The 18,372-nt window shown below is 71.2% G+C and carries 19 protein-coding genes; 14 read left to right on the plus strand and 5 right to left on the minus strand.

Annotated elements, in window-relative coordinates; genetic code table 11:
* Nucleotides 1-6 precede the first annotated feature (6 nt).
* From K8556_RS18955 to K8556_RS18965, 3 genes are all read right to left on the minus strand, one after another.
* Complete coding sequence (locus K8556_RS18955; protein ID WP_223741469.1) at nt 7-837, minus strand: hypothetical protein; 831 nt, start codon at nt 835-837, stop codon at nt 7-9.
* Between the two features lie 60 nt (nt 838-897).
* The gene (locus K8556_RS18960) at nt 898-2,538 is read right to left on the minus strand and encodes a serine/threonine-protein kinase (protein ID WP_223741470.1); all 1,641 of its coding nucleotides are present in this window, start codon (nt 2,536-2,538) and stop codon (nt 898-900) included.
* A gap of 162 nt (nt 2,539-2,700) precedes the next feature.
* Entirely contained in the window at nt 2,701-3,330 is a 630-nt protein-coding gene (locus K8556_RS18965; protein WP_223741471.1) for a DUF4142 domain-containing protein, read from the minus strand.
* 324 nt (nt 3,331-3,654) lie between these two features.
* Between K8556_RS18965 and K8556_RS18970 the strand changes: the two genes are divergently transcribed.
* Genes K8556_RS18970 through K8556_RS19025 form a run of 12 tightly spaced genes read left to right on the plus strand, consistent with a single transcriptional unit; the run spans nt 3,655 to nt 15,148 of the window.
* Nucleotides 3,655-4,704 carry a hypothetical protein gene (locus K8556_RS18970; protein ID WP_223741472.1) on the plus strand — a complete coding sequence of 350 codons (1,050 nt, stop codon included), beginning with the start codon at nt 3,655-3,657 and terminating at the stop codon, nt 4,702-4,704.
* On the plus strand, nt 4,701-5,249 hold the full coding sequence (locus tag K8556_RS18975; protein ID WP_223741473.1) for a hypothetical protein: 549 nt from the start codon (nt 4,701-4,703) through the stop codon (nt 5,247-5,249). Before K8556_RS18970 ends, K8556_RS18975 begins: the two co-directional genes overlap by 4 nt.
* Nucleotides 5,250-5,252: 3 nt before the next feature.
* The gene (locus tag K8556_RS18980) at nt 5,253-7,349 is read left to right on the plus strand and encodes an OmpA family protein (RefSeq protein WP_223741474.1); all 2,097 of its coding nucleotides are present in this window, start codon (nt 5,253-5,255) and stop codon (nt 7,347-7,349) included.
* Nucleotides 7,350-7,358: 9 nt separating this feature from the next.
* Nucleotides 7,359-7,862: a hypothetical protein gene (locus K8556_RS18985; RefSeq protein ID WP_206793351.1), complete on the plus strand. Its 504-nt coding sequence runs from the start codon at nt 7,359-7,361 to the stop codon at nt 7,860-7,862.
* Nucleotides 7,863-7,884: 22 nt separating this feature from the next.
* On the plus strand, nt 7,885-8,457 hold the full coding sequence (locus tag K8556_RS18990; RefSeq protein ID WP_128797756.1) for a hypothetical protein: 573 nt from the start codon (nt 7,885-7,887) through the stop codon (nt 8,455-8,457).
* An 18-nt stretch (nt 8,458-8,475) separates the two neighbouring features.
* Nucleotides 8,476-9,066, plus strand: a complete 591-nt coding sequence (locus K8556_RS18995) for a hypothetical protein (RefSeq protein WP_206793355.1) — start codon at nt 8,476-8,478, stop codon at nt 9,064-9,066.
* 18 nt (nt 9,067-9,084) lie between these two features.
* Entirely contained in the window at nt 9,085-10,023 is a 939-nt protein-coding gene (locus K8556_RS19000) for a hypothetical protein (RefSeq protein ID WP_223741475.1), read from the plus strand.
* Entirely contained in the window at nt 10,016-10,681 is a 666-nt protein-coding gene (locus K8556_RS19005) for a hypothetical protein (RefSeq protein ID WP_206793359.1), read from the plus strand. The genes K8556_RS19000 and K8556_RS19005 overlap by 8 nt, the downstream gene beginning before the upstream one ends.
* Nucleotides 10,678-11,409, plus strand: coding sequence for a PASTA domain-containing protein (locus K8556_RS19010; RefSeq protein ID WP_223741476.1), 732 nt, complete (start codon nt 10,678-10,680; stop codon nt 11,407-11,409). Before K8556_RS19005 ends, K8556_RS19010 begins: the two co-directional genes overlap by 4 nt.
* A 3-nt stretch (nt 11,410-11,412) precedes the next feature.
* The gene (locus K8556_RS19015) at nt 11,413-12,081 is read left to right on the plus strand and encodes a PASTA domain-containing protein (protein WP_223741477.1); all 669 of its coding nucleotides are present in this window, start codon (nt 11,413-11,415) and stop codon (nt 12,079-12,081) included.
* Between the two features lie 37 nt (nt 12,082-12,118).
* Entirely contained in the window at nt 12,119-12,535 is a 417-nt protein-coding gene (locus K8556_RS19020) for a hypothetical protein (RefSeq protein ID WP_223741478.1), read from the plus strand.
* Nucleotides 12,536-12,586: 51 nt separating this feature from the next.
* Nucleotides 12,587-15,148: an RNA helicase gene (locus tag K8556_RS19025; RefSeq protein WP_223741479.1), complete on the plus strand. Its 2,562-nt coding sequence runs from the start codon at nt 12,587-12,589 to the stop codon at nt 15,146-15,148.
* A gap of 6 nt (nt 15,149-15,154) precedes the next feature.
* Here K8556_RS19025 and K8556_RS19030 read toward each other — a convergent pair whose 3' ends face one another.
* Nucleotides 15,155-15,448 carry a LysR family transcriptional regulator gene (locus tag K8556_RS19030; protein WP_223741480.1) on the minus strand — a complete coding sequence of 98 codons (294 nt, stop codon included), beginning with the start codon at nt 15,446-15,448 and terminating at the stop codon, nt 15,155-15,157.
* A gap of 101 nt (nt 15,449-15,549) precedes the next feature.
* Here K8556_RS19030 and map point away from each other — a divergent pair, with 101 nt between their 5' ends.
* The gene (gene map / locus K8556_RS19035; protein WP_223741481.1) at nt 15,550-16,341 is read left to right on the plus strand and encodes a type I methionyl aminopeptidase; all 792 of its coding nucleotides are present in this window, start codon (nt 15,550-15,552) and stop codon (nt 16,339-16,341) included.
* Between the two features lie 120 nt (nt 16,342-16,461).
* Complete coding sequence (locus tag K8556_RS19040) at nt 16,462-17,376, plus strand: YeiH family protein (RefSeq protein WP_223741536.1); 915 nt, start codon at nt 16,462-16,464, stop codon at nt 17,374-17,376.
* A 9-nt stretch (nt 17,377-17,385) separates the two neighbouring features.
* Here K8556_RS19040 and K8556_RS19045 read toward each other — a convergent pair whose 3' ends face one another.
* Nucleotides 17,386-18,300 (minus strand): LysR family transcriptional regulator, encoded by a 915-nt coding sequence (locus tag K8556_RS19045; RefSeq protein WP_223741482.1) that lies wholly within the window; start codon nt 18,298-18,300, stop codon nt 17,386-17,388.
* Nucleotides 18,301-18,372: the final 72 nt, after the last annotated feature.

Raw genomic sequence — 18,372 nt, forward strand, 5'->3', positions numbered from 1 at the left:
TTCGTTCTAGAGGGTGTCGGTGAAGAAGGAGGTGGTCGCGTCCGGCTGGACCGTCTCACCGGAGGTCACGGTCCAGATGACCTTCTGGGCCTCCAGCTTCAGCGCGGCCTTCGCGTCCATGCGGCACTCCACCGTCTGGAGCTTCTGCTGGATGGTGCGCTTCGCCTCGTCGGAGCGCTCGCACAGCTTCTGGAGCGACTCCAGCGGGCCCGCGCAGTAGCTGCCGAAGGACATCTCGTTGATCTGCTCGTCCGTGATGGAGTCCCAGGCCACGGTGGACGTCAGCTTGGAGCCGCACGCCTTGTTCGTCGCCTCCAGGGCCTCCGCCAACTGCGTCTCCGCCTGGCTCGCCCAGAACTTGCGGTCGAACGCGAGCAGGGCCTGGTACTTCTTGTCGCCCTCCAGGTCCTGGTAGCGCTCGAAGACCTTCTCCACCTTCAGCGCGCCCGTCTTGCCCGTGTCCGGCTTCAGGTGCGTGTAGCCCGTGTGGTTGACGCCGCTGAACACGAGGTCCTCGTAGCCGCCCCGGTCATACACGGAGACGAAGCGCTGCTTGCGGCCGCGCCACAGCGTCCAGTACTCCATGGCGCGGCTGTCCCGGCCCACGGAGGCGACCAGCACCTGGCCGTCCAGCTCGCTCTTCGTGCCGTCGAAGGCGACCAGCGCCTTCTTCGCGTCACCGGGCTCCAGCGCGATGAGGGTGATCTTCTCGCCGGCCTCGTTGGAATACACCTTGCCGGTGGCGGGCTTCGTCCCCGCCACCTCGCTGTCGGGCCGCACACCCCGGGTACACCCCAGGGACAGCGCCACGACCCCCACTGCCAGTAGCACTCTCACGACGACTCCTTGGATTGCGGGCGCGCCCCCGCTCTGGAGCTTCCGCGCGCCCGGACGACCCTACAGGTCGATATCGTACTGCGAACAGTATTGTCGGACCCTTGGACGTTCCGTTGCCGGGACGCGGGCCCATTGCGCCCGCGCGTTCGCCAGGTCGTGCTGCTGGCAGTACACGCGCGTGAGCAGCGAGAACGACAGGCCGGTGATCTTCGTGCGCTGGCTGCGCCGGATGTGACGCAGCGCTTCCGACGTGTTGGACGCGTCCAGCGCCTTCTGTGCCGCCGCCAGGTCCTCGCGCACGCTGTCCGGCATGGACTCCGGGGTGCCGCGCGGCTTCGGCCTGGCCGTCACCGTGGACGGCTCCGCGGTGGGCTGCCGGGGCTCCTCCGGCTCCGTCGGCTGTGGCTGCTGGGGCTCCGGGTCCACGGGCGGCTTCGGATCCACCGGCTGCGCCACGACGGCGGCGGGCGGCGGGGTGACGGGCGCCGCGGGCCGGGCTTGCGGCGGGACCGGTGGATCCGCCACGACGGCGGCGGGCGGCGCCACACCCGGGCGCTTCCAGAAGAAGGCGACGGCGAACGCGATGATGACCGCCAGCCCCACGGCCACGGCCACCGGCCACTTCGGACGGGCGTGGGCCAGCGGCTGCGCGGGCAGGGACGCCGTCTCGGGCCCGGAAGGGGCGTGGGGGCGCATGCCCACCGTGGGGATGTGCTCCTCGCGGTCCGGCGGACGCGGGGAGGACGGCGGGGCCGTGGGAGGGGTGGGGCGCGAGCGCTGCTCCGGCTTTGCCTCCGCGAGCGTCTGGAGCGGGCTGCCCGTCAGCTCCAGGATGAACGCGCCGACGTCCGGGTAGCGGTCCTCCGGCTTCTTCGCCATGGCGCGGGAGATGGCCGCCACCACGTGCGGCGGAGTCTGGGGCGCCAGCGTCAGGAGCGGTGGGGGCTCCAGGTGGACGATCTGGTAGATGAGCTCCGCGACGTTCTCGCCGGAGTAGGGCGGCCGGCCCGCGAGCATCTCGTAGACGATGCAGCCGAACGCGAAGAGGTCCGTGCGCGCGTCCACGTTGCTGTTGTGGCCCATGGCCTGCTCCGGGGCCATGTACTGCGGCGTGCCCATCAGCACGGAGTCCAGCGTCTGCACCGTGCGCGAGTCCACGAGCTTGGAGATGCCGAAGTCGAGCAGCTTCACGCGCTCGCCCACGACGCCGCCCGCCTCCGTGGGCACGAGGAACACGTTGCCCGGCTTCAGGTCGCGGTGCACCACGCCCGCGCGGTGCGCCGCCTGCAACGCCGCGCCCATCTGCCGCGTGATGGAGAAGACCTCCTCCAGCGGCAACTGCTTCTGCTTGCGCAGCCGGCGCGACAGGCCCTCGCCGCGCAGGTACTCCATCACCATGAAGGGCGTGCCGTCCTCCAGGGTGTCGAAGTCCAGCACCTCCACGATGTTCGGGTGCCCCAGCCGCGAGGCGATCTCCGCCTCGCGCCGGAAGCGCACCGCCACCTCTTCCGACAGCGCCTCCGCGCCGTGCAGCACCTTGATGGCGACCTGCTTGCCCGGCAGGCGCAGGTGGCGCGCGAGGAACACCGCGCCCATCCCACCCTTGCCCAGCACGGTGCCAATCTCATACGTGGAGCGCAGGATCCGTCCCGTCGTCAACGGCTCGCTCTGCGCGGAGGTCGGTTCGGTTGGCTTTTGCATCGGCGGTCCAAATTCCTACTAAACCGGGCCGAGACGATTGGAAAGCACCTGGGTCGAATCCTCCCCCACGGGTCGTCTGAGCAGGCTCGGGCTCTCAGGTTCTGAGAGCCCGAGCTGTATTTTCATCCAGAGACCGAAAAAGCGCTCCGGACGGTGCGCGGGCTACGGCGTGGTGGGCGGCAGCACGATGTTCGACTGGATGTCGCTCGCGGAGTTGATGTGCATCTGCACGGCCTGCCGCTCGGCGGTCGCCTCCTGCGCCAGGGCGGTGTTCTTGATCTGCGGCGACAGCAGGCTGTCCGCGAGGAAGGCGACGCGCGCGTGCGCGTTGAGCTGCGCGCTGATCAGCGCCAGATCGAGCCCGGTGCCGACGGGCGGAGCCTCCGGACTGGAGAGGATGCGCATCATCTCCTGGACCTCCGCCTGCAACTGGAGGCTCAGCGCGCTGTCCTCGGGCGTGATGCCCTGGGCCGCGATGAGCGCGTCCAGGCGCTGCTTCACCGCGGTGTGCTCCGTCACCATCTGGTTGTTGAAGTCGCGCACGGCCTGCTCGGTGGCGAGCGGCGCGGCGTACTGGCCCAGCATCACCACGCCCTCGTTGGCCACCTGCAGGATGCGGGCGATCTGCGCGTCGTTGAGCGTCAGCACCACGCCCGCGTCGGTGCCCGAGTCCGGGGCCTGCTGCTGTGGCGCGTCCTGCGGCGTCGGCTCCTTCACTTCGCTCCCACACCCGTAGCCCAGCGCCAGCGCCCCCGCCAGCAGCGTCCCCATCCAGAATTTCGCTGTCCGCATGTCCAACCCCCGTGAATGTCGCTGGGGCAGGATGGGGAGGCCCTCCAGCCATGGCCATGCGCGCTTCAGCCGTTGCCAGTGTGCCCGTGAGCACGGACCGGGCAGGCAGGCCGTCAGGCGCGACCCGCCGGCCAGACCCACCAGGATGTTTCACGGGCATGTTTCAGCCCGCGTCATGACGGAGCAGGTTGGATCCAGAGCGGCGAGCAGGCAGTTCTCAGACATTGGAAAACGCGTCGCACGTCGCGCAACGTTGACAGTGAAACACCGGATGGTGTCTCGTGTTTCCAGATGGACGGTTCACGGCGCGTCACTGTTCTCTCCTTGCACCGGGGTTCCGCGAGCATCGTCCGCGCCCTGGTGCCCCACTTCGATCTGCCGCCGGCGGAGCTCGCCGCGAGGCTGTTCCGCGCCCCCGCGGTGCTGGCGTCGGGCCTGCCGGAGGACCTCGCCCGGGGCCTGTCGGAGGTGCTGGGCAACGCGGGCCTGCGCGTGGTCGTGGAGCCGGATGACGCGCCCCTTCCTCCTCCCGCCGGGCAGACCTACGACGTGGCGCTGTACGTGCGTGACGGCGGGCGCTTCCGCGAGGTCTGCGCGGAGCTGGCGGCCGTCCTGGGCTGTCCCCTGGCGGACGCCGCCTCGGCGCTCTGCGCCACGCCGCCCACGGTGGTCGGCTCCGTGTCCCAGGCCACGGTGGACGCGCTCCGGGAGCGCTTCGCCGCGCTGGGCGCGGAGGTGGACGCCAGCCATCCGCCCACCGCCCGCTATGACGTCTTCGCCACGGAAACGGTCAGCCTCGCGACGGTCCGCTCGGTGCTGGAGGCGCAGGGCGTGACGCCGGGCGAGCCGCCGCTGGTGGCCCGGGACCTCTCGCACGAGCAGGCGGAGCGCGTGTGGCGGGAGCTGGGAGCGCGGGGTGGGGTGCGGTTGTTGGATCACGCCTTCCAGCGCTTCGACGTCAGCCTCCTGGAGGCCCCCGCCGACGCCGGCTTCCCGGAGCTGCTGGTGCGGGAGACGGGCATGCCCCCGGCGCTGGTGCCGAAGGTGCTCAAGCGGCTGCCGGTGGTGCTGCACACGGGGCTGTCGCGCGCGGACGTGGTGGCGCGCACCGCGCCCCTGGAGGCCGCGGGCGCGAAGCTGGCCGTGCAGCTCATCAACTTCCGCAGCTTCCGCCTGACGGTGGAGGACTCGAAGGACCCCGCCGTGGCCGCGGAGCTGCTGTCTTCGGGGCTGGGGCTGCAAGCCAACGAGGCGCGCACCGCGCTCTCCCGGCTGCCGCATACCTTCCAGGCCACGGTGGGGGACACGCGCGCGCGCTGGCTCGTCGCGGAGCTGCGCGCGCGGGGCACGCGGACGTCGCTGGTGTCCCAGTGAGCTCGCTCGCGCTGCACTTCCGCGTGGCGGAGCAGGGCAAGGTGTTCGCGCTGGCTGGCCGGCATGACGAGGCGCTGCGCCACTACCGGGAGGCGCTGCGGCTGGCCGCGCTCCAGGGCGGCTCCGACGTCTGCCAGCGCCACTATGCGTGGTGCGTGCTCGAGTCGCTGGAGCGCTCGGGGGCCCACGAGGCCGTCATCTCCTTCTGCCTGCGCGTGGAGGCCCACTACCAGCAGCAGCCTCCCACGAGCGACCTGGCCCGTCAGGACCTGGCCGCGCACCACGAGCGGCACGGCCTGGCGCTGGCGAAGCTGGGGCGCCTGGCCGAGGCGCGCACGCGGCTGGAGTCCGCGGTGGCGCTGGCCGGGGCCGGGCGGCTCCCGCTGTCGGAGCGGGTGCTGGGCTGGGCGCGCACCGGACTGCACGTGGACGCGCGCCGCATCACGCTGGAGCAGGACCGTCACGCCTACTGGGTCGTCCGTCCCGACACCGTTCGTCCCGACATCGCCGTCGCACTTCCTCCCGTCGCCGCACCCTTGGGGTAGACCATGCCGAAAGCAGGGAAGATCCTCGCGGATCTCAACATCTCCGACTTCATCCGGGACATGGGGCTCGCCATCGCCGAGGCCCAGACCAAGCTGGACACCAACAGCGTGGATCAGACGCTGCGCATGGGGCAGACCGTCCTGCCGGGCATGACGCAGAACCTGCTGGCCCTGGGGTTGCGGCCGGCCTTCTACCACTTCCAGTACGCCGACCTGGAGGTGAACCTCAACGTCTACTACTCGACCACCATCGACGTGGGCGCCAACTTCAACTACGACAACGAGAACGAGTCGAGTGAGTACAGCCTCGAGACGTCCTCCGCCAGCGGCAGCGCCACCCTCACGGTGCAGGACGGCGAGGGCATTCCCCCCTACGCCTGTCTGGCGTTGGTGGCCAACGCGCCGGGCCACCTCACGGTGGGCACCACCAGCTACGCGCTGGACGGCGGCGTGGGCCCCAACAGCAGCGGCCTGCCCGTCACGCGCCAGGACACGCTGTGGGAGACGGCGCAGGAGCTGCTCGTGGCCCTGCGCAACAACTCCGTCTGGACCAACCAGGCCGCGGGGGACCTGCAGGGCGTCTTCATGGACTGGGAGATGCAGTCGGGCGTCACCGCCAGCACCAACCGCCCGGACCTCTACGCCATCAACCGCTCGGTCATCACCGTGCGGACCTCGCCGCAGGCGGCGCCCGGCGACAACCTGGTCATCGCGCGGCTGGGCAGCGTGACGCCCGCGCCCGCGCTGCTGCTGCCGGCCACCAACGGCACGCGCTACACCAGCACCGCGGCGACGGTGGGCGCGGCGCTGGCGGACATCGGGCAGCAGGTGGACCCGGCCGCCTTCTTCGTCGTCTCCGGCGCTGACTGCAACCGGGCCATCTACTTCGACACCGACGTCCACGACGTGCCCACCACCACCTACGGCACGGACCGCGAGCCCTCCGCCATCCTCGACGCGGTGGCGGCGCTGCTGGCGGAGCACCCGTCCGCCTCGCTGGACCTGGAGGGCTGGGCGGATCAGCGCACGCCGCCGGCCCCCGGCTACAACCAGCGCCTGTCGCAGCGGCGCGCGGACTTCGTCCTGCGGGCGCTGACGTCGCGGGGCGTGGCGGCCAGCAGGCTCAAGGCCCGGGGCATGGGCGCGACGGTCAGCTTCAGCAGCTCCGACCTGGCGGCCAACCGGCGCGTCGTCTTCCAGTTCTCCGGCGTGCCCGCGTCGCTGGTGGCCCGCACCGGCGCGGCCACGGCCGCCTTCGACCCCACGGGGACGGACCGGGAGGCCCGCATCGTGCCGCGCACTCGCGCCGCGGCGAACGCGCCCACCACGGCCGTCGTCACCTTCCGCGGCACGGACTTCACCCAGGGCACCGCCTCCCAGGGCACCACCTTCGCGGTGGGCGCCACCGCGGAGTCCACCGCCGCCAACCTGGCCCGCGCCATCCGCGACGCCAACGCCAACACCGCCTTCGGCGCCTTCGCGCGCGGGGACCGCGTCTACCTGTACGGCACCGGTGACCACGCCCTGTTCACCCTGTTCGCGCGCACGCCCACCGCGCCGGCCCTGTCCGCGGCGGGCTCCATCCGCGTGGCCCGCCGCTTCGGTGACGGCCGCCCGCCGGCCTCGCCCCAGCCGCGCGACACCGTCGTCATCGACAACGTGCAGTTGGTGGCCGTGGAGGCAGGCGTCGCCCCGCAGCCGGGGCAGTTCACGCTGGGGGTGACGGCCGCGGACACGGCGCGCAACCTGGCCGCCGCCATCACGGCGGGCTCCAGCTCCGGCGTGCTGGCCGCGGGCCTCCAGGCCCAGTCCGCGGGCAACATCGTCACCGTCTCCGGCCCCTCCGGCACCATGCTGGGCACCAGCAACCCCGCCGCCTTCCTGCTGTCGGCCAACCGCATCGCCGGCAAGCCGTCCGCGGACCGCGAGGAGAGCTCCGAGCGCGAGCTGCGCGCCCTCAACGTGGATGCGCACGCTTCGGTGAAGTACGAGATGAGCGTGTCCGGCAGCTCGACCATCAAGGCCCGCCTGGTGGCGGTGCCCGCGCCGCCCCAGTTCCTCCAGGCCATCGGCGACTACCTCGAACGCTGGTACCCGTAAGGAGTCCCCATGCCCGGAAACAACACCACGCAGGGCCAGCGCGCGATGATGACGGTGCTGGACGCGCCGCTGCCCGAGCTCATCGAGCGGCTCGGGCGCGCGGTGGCGGACGCGCAGCACGCGCTGGACGTCAACTCGCTCGACATCGCCAAGCGCATGTCCGAGCGCACCGTGGACCTGGGCGACGGGCAGTTGTGGAGCCTGCTCGCGCTCGGCTTCACGCCCACGTTCTACGCCTTCGCCGAGGCCACGCTCGAGGCGAAGCTCACCTTCACCATCCGCGAGTCCACGGAGTTCTCCGTGGGCGGCGGCGCGACGGGCGGCATGGCCGGCATCTTCTCCGTGACGGTCAACGCCGAGTACAGCCGCAAGTACGGCTTCGAGGTGCAGGGCGCCAGCTCCATCGCCGCGCGGCTGGTGTCGCTGCCTCCGCCCGCGCGCCTGCACCAGTTGCTCAACGAGATCGCCGCCCAGCCGCCGCTCCCCGCGGCCTCCACCAATACCTCCGCCTGAAGCGCGCAAGGACCCAGACACCATGCCCAACGTCGGTCAGGAACTGCTGAACGTCCCCATGGGGGACATGATTCGTGAGATGGCGACCGCCATCGCGGAGGCGCAGCTCGAGCTGGACAAGAGCGGGATGCTCGTCGCGGAGATGATGAGCGGCGAGGCGCTGCTGCGGGACGCCGACGGGAACATCCAGCTCGACGGCTCCGGCAAGCCCATCCGGGTGGACACCAAGGTGTCCTTCGCGGGCACGCCCTCGTCCATGATGGAGCTGGGCTTCGCGCCCAACTTCTACCAGTTCGTGGACACCATCATCGAGGTGAAGATCGCCATCAAGATGACGGAGAGCACGGAGAGCAAGGTGGCGACGCAGAGCACCTCGCGGACGGCCGGCGGGCTGCGCCTCTTCAAGCGCGGCGGCGCGCCCCAGGCCGTGGTGACGACCGTGGACGCCAGCTACACGCGCAAGTACGACTACAGCGTGGAGGGCTCCAGCCTGCTGCGCACCAAGCTGGTGCCGGTGCCTCCGCCGGCCCTCTTCGAGGAGCGGGTGCGCGCGCTCATCGCGTCCAGGGCCGGCACCACGCCCACCACGAAGTAGCCCGGGAGAGCGCGCACCATGCCTACCAACTCCATTGGTCAGGATCTGCTCAACGTCCCCTTCGGGGAGATGGTCCGCAACCTGGGCAACGCCATCGCGGATGCCCAGTACGCCCTGGACAGCTCCTCGCTGAAGATCGCCCAGCTCATGGCGGGCTACCGCATCGACGACAGCGGCAACGCCGTGCGGGACGGGGCCGGCTTCGTGAAGCTGGGCACCACCGAGTACCCGCTGCTCCTGCTCGGCTTCACGCCCACGTTCTACCAGTTCGTGGAGACCATCATCGAAGTGAAGATGGAGATCTCCATGCACGAGTCCACCGATGACTCGACCCAGACGCGCGACCGCAAGGTGGACCGCGACAAGGGCATCCTCACCACGCTGGTGAAGGGCCACAAGAGCCACGTCACCACCGTCACGGCCAAGCACTCGCAGAAGTACAGCTATTCCGCCGAGGGCTCGAGCCTCATCCGCACCAAGCTGGTGCCCATTCCCCCTCCGGCGGCGCTCCAGCAGATCTGCGCGGAGATCGCCAAGGGCCTCAAGGGCACCGCGGAGGGCGAGGCCGTCAGCGGGAAGATCGACACCGCCGTGGGCAACGTCACCTGACGCCAAGGGGCGCCGCGCATGTCACACGTCCGTTGGGAAGACCTGCTGGAGGAGGACGCCGCCGGGGCCTCCGACGCCGCTGGCGCGTCCGCTCCTGCTCCGGGAGCGGACACGCCCGTGCCGTCGCTGGAGCAGGTGGCCGCCAGCGACCCGGAGCTGGCGGCGCTGCTGAAGGAGCGCCGGCAGCTCGAAGACACGATGAAGGCGCTGAGCGGCGTGCAGGAGGCGCCCGTGGACGAGCGGCTGGCGAAGCAGTTCCCCGTCGTCCAGCACACGCCGGAGTCGCGCATCGCGGAGCGCAAGCAGCACGAGCGGGACACCGCGCGGCGGCTGCTGGAGCAGAAGCTGTACGCCCGGCGCCGGACGGAGGCGGAGGAGGCCGAGCGGGTGGAGGAGCTGCGCCGCGAGCGCCTGCAGGCGGGGAAGGCGGCCCGGCGTCAGGCGCAGAAGCAGCAGACGCTGCGCCAGCAGTGGGCGCGCAAGGCGCGTGAGCGCGCGAAGCTGGCCACGCGGCTGGCGGAGCGCGCCCTGGAGTCCCAGGGCCGGGGCCGCATGAAGCTGGGGGAGCTGGGGTCCGCGACCCGGCGGTTGGCGGACGCGGCGGAGGAGGCGCGCTCGGTGGCGCGCAGGCCCCTCGCGCTGGAGAAGGGCCAGACGCTGCCCTCGCTCGGGCAGGTGGGACGGGCCCTGGGGGGGCGCGGCGGGCTCACGATAGGGAAGGTGGAGAAGGGGGTGGCGGTGGCGCGCGAGCTTCGGGGGATGGATCCCCGCTCGCTGGACACCGAGGCCCTGATGATGCGCGGACTGGCGATGGCCGGCATGGACATGGAGTCCATGGAGCAGCAGATGGACATGGAGATGGAGCGCGCCGGCATGGGCATGGACGACATGGACGCGCGCGACACGGCACGTGACGCGCGGCGGGAACGCGGGCGCCAGGGAGCGCGGGATGAGTGACACGACACAGCAGGCGCAGGAGTTGTTCGGCACGCTGGACGAGTACCTGCTCGAGCTGGCCGACGGCCTGGCGAAGGCCCAGCAGGAGCTGGGGGGCATCTCCGCGGCGGGCGCGCCCGGCCGGCAGTTCACCTACTACGTGCCGAAGCTGGAGTTCGAGCTGCGGATGGACCTGCGGGTGGAGACGTCCACCACCACCACCGGACCGGTGGCCAACGGGAAGATATTGAAGATGCGGCCCGTGCGGCTGGCGGACGTGGCCTCTTCGCAGACGAAGACGGAGATCGTCAGCGTGATCCGCGGCAGCTTCGTCGCGGTGCCGGCCAACGAGGGCCTGCCTCCGGTGGTGCTGGACGCCCGCTGCGTCATCGGCGACGGGGGCGTGCCGGGCGTGGTGGTGCGCGTGCGCAACGCCGCGGGCGAGGCCCTGCCGGGCGTGGAGGTGGAGTTCAACCTGGACCGCAGGACGACGCAGTCGCTGTCCGGCGTGGCGCCGCTGGCGGGCACGGACGTGGTGCTCGCGGTGGTGAGGACGGACGCGGCGGGGGAGGCGCGGACGACGCTGCGCGTGGCGGCCGGCGAGCAGGCCCGCATCCTGGCGCTCACGGTGGACGCCGCGTCGCGGACGCTGGCGCTGTCCTGTGAGGTGGCTCGATGAAGGTCCGGGCCGTGTTCCACAAGGCCACGGGAGTCCCCGTGGCGGGAATGAAGGTGGCGTGGTGGGTCCCCGCGAAGACGGGCACCTTCGAGCTGCGCGACACCGGGGTGACGAACGAGGCGGGCGTGCTGGAGATGGAGGTCAGCAGCGCCACCTTCGGCTCCCACCTCCGGCTGGGCTCCGCCGGGGTGGCCACCTTCCCGGTGAAGATGAGCAGCACCCTCATCGACTACGGGACGATGGTCGTCCTGGAGCCCGCGAGGGAGGACGTGCGCGCCGTGTCCTCCGCCGCGGTGGAGCCCACCCAGGAGCCCGCCCTGGAGGAGGGCACGTCCCTGGTGCTGTCCGACAAGCTGAAGTCGGCGGGCCAGCAGATTGAAGCGGTGCGCGCGTCGCTGACGACGGTGCGGTTGAGCACCGTCCGCGTGCGGTGGATGGAGACGACGCCCGAGGGCGTGACGGAGGCGGAGGCCCAGTTCGTGGAGCAGTCGCCCGCCGCGCCCGAGACGGGCGACGCGCCCGCCCGCGAGGTGCCGGACTTCCGGGGGCTGACGGCCTCGGCGGCCCGGCGGCGCGCGGCGGAGGCGGGGCTGCGGGTGGACCCGATGCCGCTCTTCGTCAAGGAGCCCGGGCAGTGGGGCCGCGTGCTGCGGCAGGTGCCGGAGCCGGGCAAGCCGCTCGCTTCGGGCCCCGTGCAGTTGATCATTGGCCAGGCGATGGAGGGCTGAACCATGGCGGATTCGAATGACGTCCCCCAGTTGGAGGCGCTGAGCGCGCCGCTGGGCGCGTTGATCTCCTCGGTGGGCCGCGGCGTGGCGGAGGCGCAGCGGGAGCTGGACGCGGCGACCATCGAGCGGATCCGCGAGCTCTACGCCTCGGACGAGGACCTGGCGGTGGAGCTGCAGCGCATCGGCTACCGGCCGACCTGGTACCACATCCCCGAGGCCGAGGCGGAGATCGCCGTGGCGCTGTCCATCACCTCGGAGGAGCGGACGCAGGGGCGCACGCGCCTGAAGATGTACGGCGCGCCCCTGGACGCCAGCTACACCAACCGTTTCGCCTACAGCCTGACGGCGCAGTCGCGGCTGAAGTTCCGGGTGGTGCCGGTGCCGCCCTCGCCCCAGGCGGAGGCGCTGGTGGTGGTGCCGGCGGTGGTGGGGAAGACGGTGGGGGACGCGCGGGCGCTGCTGTCCGCCATCGGCGTGCCCCACCGGTTCCCCAGCGGCGCGGCGGACGCCGCCCTGGTCCTCTCGGCCTCGGCCGAGCCGGGGACGCTGCTGCCGCGCGGCACCGAGCTGGTGCTCACCGTTCAGACGACCGGCGGAGGGAAGCTCCCGCCCACCGGAGTCCTCACCCGCTCGCCCGTCCTGGAGACCGTGGCCGCCGAGCCCTTGAAGTGAACGGACGGTCCGTGCCGCGATGGAGGCCCCTGGCGCGATGAGTGACGCCATCGACCTGGAGGCCCTGCTGGTGGACCTGCGTGAGTCGCTCGCGCGGGTCCAGGCGCGGCTCGGCGCCGGCCCCATCGTGCTGGGGCCGGTGGAGCTGGAGCTGCACGGCGCGGTCACCGCGGACGGGACGGGGATGCACTTCACCCCTGGAGGCCCCGGCGAGGTGCGGGCCGTGTTCGTCCAGCAGGGCCCCGAGGCGGCACCGCCCCCCGCGCCGGAGCTGTTGGGCCTGACGCGGAGCGCCGCCGTGCGCAAGGCTCGCCTGGCTGGAGCCTCGCTGGAGGTGACGGACGTGCCCTGCCTGTCGCCGGAGCAGGCGGGGCGGGTGTGCTGGCAGCGCCCCGAGGCCGGAGCGCCCCTGACGGAGGGTCACATCGCGGTGGGACTGTACGTTACCGGCTGAGCCGCGCGATTTTTCACGGTGCCCCGGCGCCAACCCCTAGAGTCGGGCCCGATGAGTGCCTCCGCCGACACCCGCGCCCCGCTCGCCGCCCTGCTGCCCAAGCCCGGCGAGCCCCCACTCGACGCCGACGAGATCCTCAACCGCTTCGTGAGCTACGTGGCCACGAACGGCTTGAGCCTGTACTCCGCCCAGGAGGAGGCCATCCTGGAGCTCCTCAGCGACAAGCACCTGTTCCTCAAGACGCCCACGGGCTCCGGCAAGTCGCTGGTGGCCATGGCGCTCCACTTCAAGGCCATGGCCGAGGGCAAGGTGTCGTTCTACACGTGCCCCATCAAGGCGCTGGTGAACGAGAAGTTCTTCGCGCTCTCCAAGGCCTTCGGCCCGGAGAACGTGGGCATGCTGACGGGCGACGCGTCCATCAACCGCGAGGCGCCCATCCTCTGCTGCACGGCGGAGATCCTCTCGAACCTCGCGCTGCGTGACGCCTCCGCGCGCGTGGACGCGGTGGTGATGGACGAGTTCCACTACTACTCCGACAAGGAGCGCGGGGTGGCCTGGCAGATTCCACTGCTGGCGCTGCCCAAGACGCAGTTCCTGCTGATGTCCGCCACGCTGGGCGACACGCACGTCATCGAGCAGAGCCTGGAGAAGCTCACCGGCCGCGAGGTGGCCACGGTGCGCAGCTCCGAGCGCCCCGTGCCGCTGGACTTCGACTACCGCGAGGTGCCGCTGCACGAGACCATCCAGGACCTCATCGCGCGCGGGAAGTACCCCGTCTACCTGGTGAACTTCACGCAGCGGGCCGCGGCCGAGCAGGCGCAGAACCTGATGTCCGTGGACTTCAACACCAAGGAAGAGAAGGAGGAGATCCGCCAGGCGCTGCTGGACGCCCCCTTCGACACGCCCTACGGCAAGGACTTCCAGCGCTTCCTGCGCCACGGCATCGGCATGCACCACGCGGGCCTGCTGCCCAAGTACCGCCTGCTGGTGGAGAAGCTGGCGCAGCAGGGCCTGCTCAAGGTCATCAGCGGCACGGACACGCTGGGCGTGGGCGTGAACATCCCCATCCGCACGGTGCTCTTCACGCAGTTGTTCAAGTTCAACGGCGAGAAGCTGGCGACCTTGAGCGTGCGCGACTTCAAGCAGATCGCCGGCCGCGCGGGCCGCAAGGGCTTCGACACCGAGGGCAGCGTGGTGGCGCAGGCCCCGGAGTACATGATCGAGAACATCCGCCAGGCGGCGAAGGAGGCCGCGGGCAAGAAGAAGTCCCCCAAGGCGAAGCCGCCGCAGAAGGGCTTCGTGCAGTACGACAAGAGCACCTTCGAGCGGCTCCAGAACGGGCTGCCGGAGCCGCTGGAGTCGCGCTTCGACGTGACCCACGGCCTGCTGCTCAACCTGCTCCAGAGCGACAAGACGGAGGGCAGCGGCGGCTACCGGCGGCTGGTGCAGTTGGTGATGCGCTCGCACAGCTCCGACTACACGAAGAAGAAGATCCTGAAGGACGCGGCGATGTACTTCCGCACGCTGCGCGAAGCGGGCATCGTCAAGGTGGTGCAGTGGGAGAAGCACTCGGCGACGGTGGAGGTGTCCGAGGACCTCCAGCGCGACTTCAGCCTCAACCACACGCTGTCCCTGTACCTGCACGAGACGCTGGAGCTGTTGGACCCCACGCTGGACACGTACGCGCTGGACGTCGTCACGCTGGTGGAGTCCATCCTGGAGAACCCGGAGGTGGTGCTGTACGCGCAGTTGCACCAGTTGAAGGGGGAGAAGATCCAGGAGATGAAGGCGCGGGGCGTGGAGTACGACGACCGCATGGAGGAGCTGGAGAAGCTGGAGTGGCCCAAGCCCAACCGTGAGTTCATCTACGGCACCTTCAACGCCTTCGCGAAGAAGCACCCGTGGGTGGGCGAGGAGAACATCCGGCCCAAGTCCATCGTCCGGGACATGTTCGAGCGCTTCATGTCCTTCCACGACTACGTGCGCGAGTACGGCCTGCAGCGCAGCGAGGGCGTGCTGTTGCGCTACGTGGGGGACGTCTACAAGTCGCTGGTGCAGACGGTGCCGGAGAAGTTCCGCAACGAGGACCTGGACGACATCATCGACCACCTGCGCGCGACGCTGCGTCAGGTGGACTCCAGCCTCCTGGACGAGTGGGAGCGGATGCGCAACCCGGAGGCCCCCGTCGAAGTGAAGCCGGTGGTGGACCTCAAGCCCAAGGAGCTCACGGAGGACCCCAAGGCCTTCGCCGCGCGCGTGCGCGAGGAGCTGCACCGGCTGCTGCGCGCGCTGGGCCAGCGCCGCTACCTGGACGCGCTGGGCATGCTGGACAACGCGCTGGGCGAGTGGACCGCGCCGAAGCTCGAGCAGGCCATGGCGCCGTACTTCGAGGAGCACAAGCTGGTGGTGCTCACGCCCCAGGCGCGCAAGCCGGCGAACACGCAGCTCAAGGAGTCAGGCACGCGCCAGTGGGAGGCCCAGCAGCGCATCATGGACCCCGAGGGCCATGGGGACTGGGTCATCGACTGTGAGATTGACCTGCGCGGCCGGCGCATGGACGACGGCCCCATCCTGATGCTGCGCCGCATTGGCGGCATGGCCGCCTGGTCGTAGGGCGTATCAGGCGGGCGGCGGCTTGGAGCTTCCGGAGCCTTGGGCCGCCTCGCGCACGGTGCGGGTGGCGACCTCCACCTCCGCGAGGATGCGGCGCGCGTGCTGGAGCAGGGCCTCGCCGGTGGGCAACAGGCGCATGCCCTTGGGGACGCGCTCGAAGAGGGGCGTGCCCAGCTCATCCTCCAGGGCGAGGATGTGACGGCTGAGCGGCGGCTGGGTGAGGTGCAGCCGGCGCGCGGCCCGGCCCACGTGGCCCTCTTCCGCCACCGCGACGAAGGACTGGAGGTGCGTGATGCTCACGCGCGGGAGGCTAGCGCGAGTCGTGCGCGTCGTGCACCCAGGCCGCGTGATGCCAGAACAGCATTGGACGTTCCGGACGGGCGGGTGCCACCTTGCCCGGCATGGGCATCCCTCTCTTCAAGGGCAGTGAAGTGGAACGGCTGCGGCTGGCGGGCCGCGCGGCGGCGGGCACGCTGGAGCACGTGGCCTCCCGGCTCCAGCCGGGCGTGACGACGGCGGACATCGACGCGTGGGTTCGCGAGGACACGGCCCGGCGCGGAGGCACCCCGAGCCAACTGGGCTACAAGGGCTTCCCGGCCACGGTGTGCACCAGCCGCAACCACGTGGTGTGCCATGGCGTCCCGCGCGCGGATGAGGTGCTGAAGTCCGGCGACATCGTCAACGTGGACGTGACGACGCACCTGGACGGCTTCCACGGCGACACGTCCGCCACGTTCATGATTGGCGAGGTCTCCGCGGACGCGAAGCACGTGGTGGATGTGGCGCGGCGCTGCCGGGACGTGGGCGTGTCCGTGGTGCGGCACGGCGCGCGGCTGGGGGACATTGGCGCGGCGGTGATGGCGCTGGCGAAGGCGGAGGGGTGCAGCGTGGTGGAGGAGTTCGGGGGCCACGGCATCGGCAGGCAGATGCACGGGGAGCCGCACGTGCCGCACGTGGCCAGGGCGGGCACGGGCATCACGCTGAAGTCGGGGATGGTCATCACCATCGAGCCGATGATCAACCTGGGGCGGCCGGACATCCGGATGATGCCGGATGGGTGGACCGTCGTGACCGCGGACGGCAGCCTGTCCGCGCAGTTCGAGCACACCGTGCTCGTCACCCGCGACGGCTGCGAGATCCTCACCCCCAGTGAGCTGTCCCTGCACATCCCCGTGAGCCATCCGAAAAGCTGATGGCTCATCGCTTCTGACATCTGGTGTCCGCAGGCAGCCAGGCGCATCTCCTGGCGAATGGAAACGCCTCCACCGCTCCCTGTTGTCCGTCCCCGGGCCTGGACGGCAGGGCATGTCGTGATGCCGCTCGGCGCGGCGCTCTGCCTGCTGCCTTCCGTCTCCACCGGCGTGGCGCTGCTCGCGGGGCTGTGCGTGGCCCTGACCGTGGGGAATCCGTTCGCGGGGAAGACGCGGGCCCTGACGCCCCGGCTGTTGTCCCTGGCGGTGGTGGGGCTGGGCGCGGGCATGGACCTGCGCACGGTGCTCGTCGCGGGGCGTGAGGGGCTGGGCTACACGGTGGTGGGCATCGCGCTGTGTTTGACGCTGGGCGTGGGGCTCGCCCGGCTGCTGGGCGTGCCTCGCGTGACGGGGCTGCTCATCAGCGTGGGCACGGCCATCTGCGGTGGGAGCGCGATCGCGGCGGTGGTGCCGGTGCTGCGGCCCCAGGAGCATGAGACGTCGGTGGCCCTGGGGACGGTGTTCCTGCTCAACGCCGTGGCGCTGTTCGTCTTCCCCGTCGTGGGGCACGCGGTGGGGCTGACGCCGCACCAGTTCGGACTGTGGTGCGCGATGGCCATCCACGACACCAGCTCCGTGGTGGGCGCGGCGCTGCGCTACGGCCCGGAGGCGCTGGCGGTGGCCACGCCCGTGAAGCTGGCGCGGGCCCTGTGGATCCTCCCGCTGACGGTGGGCCTGGCCGCGTGGCGGCGGCGCGAGGGCCACACGGTGACGGGCCGGGTGCGCCGGCCGTGGTTCATCGCCGGGTTCCTCGGCGCTGCGGCGGTCGTGACGGCGTTCCCGTCGCTCGCACCGGTGGGGCAGGGTGTGGCGGCCGTCGCCCGGCAGGTGCTCGTGGTGACGCTGTTCCTGCTGGGAGCAGGGCTGACGCGCGAGACGTTGAAGGCCGTGGGCCTCCGTCCGCTCGCGCAGGCGGTGGTGCTGTGGCTGATCGTGGCGGGCCTGTGCCTGGGCGCGCTGCTCCTGGGCTGGGCGTGAGCCTCCGGCTCAGGGCAGCAGCACGGGGGGCGTGGCGCGGGCATGGCGCAGGAAGCGGCCCGCGGCTCCGGATGGCTCGGCCACGGGCAGGGCCCAGGAGAAGGCTCGCGGGATTCGCAGCCCCGGGACGGGCAGCACCTGGAAGCGGCCCTGGGACAGCTCGCCGTCGATGCTCCAGCGGGACAACAGCGCGACGCCCAGGCCCAGCGACACGGCCCGCTTGATCGCCTCGGTGCTGCCCAACTGGAGGTCTCCGCGTCGCGGCCCCTTGCGCACGCCCGCCTTGCGCAGGGCCCTATCCAACACGGCGCGCGTGCCGGAGCCCTGCTCCCGCCACAAGAGCGGCACCTCCCGCAGCGCCTCCATGGTGCGGATCCGCGACCACTCGGCCGGCCCCTGGGACGAGACGACCGGCACCAGCTCGTCATCCAGGTAGCGCTCCAGCCGGATGCCGGGCGCCCTCGCGTGGCCCTCCACCAGCCCGAGCGGTACCCGGCCCTCCGACAGCCACGTCAGCACGTCGCGCGTATTGCCCACTTCCAGACGGACCTGGAGCTCGCGGTGCGTCCGCAGGAAGGACGCCAGCAGGCCCGGCACGATGGCGTTGGCCACGGTCGTGCTCGCCGCCAGCGCCAGCTCTCCCGTGAGCTTCTCCCCCGCCGCGATGGCGAGCGCCGCCTCGTCCAGCAGGCCGTGGATGCGCTGGGCATAGTCGAAGAGCACGCGCCCCGCCGCGTTCAGCCGCACCCCGCGTGCCGTGCGCACGAGGAGCGGTTGGCCGCAGTCCGCCTCCAGTTGCCGGACCTGCGCGGTGACCGCGGGCTGCGACAGGTGGAGCAGGCGCGAGGCGGCGGAGATCTGCCCGGTCGAGGCGACGACGCGGAAGGTTTCGAGCCTGCGGGGGTCGACGAACAAGGCCGTCATCCTAGACGAGGCGCGAAAGAGGGGGCGCCCGCATCGCTGGGTGTTGAGAAGGGGGCGCTTGTGTCCGCCTGG

The sequence above is a fragment of the Corallococcus sp. AS-1-12 genome (assembly GCF_020036995.1).
Taxonomy (GTDB): domain Bacteria; phylum Myxococcota; class Myxococcia; order Myxococcales; family Myxococcaceae; genus Corallococcus.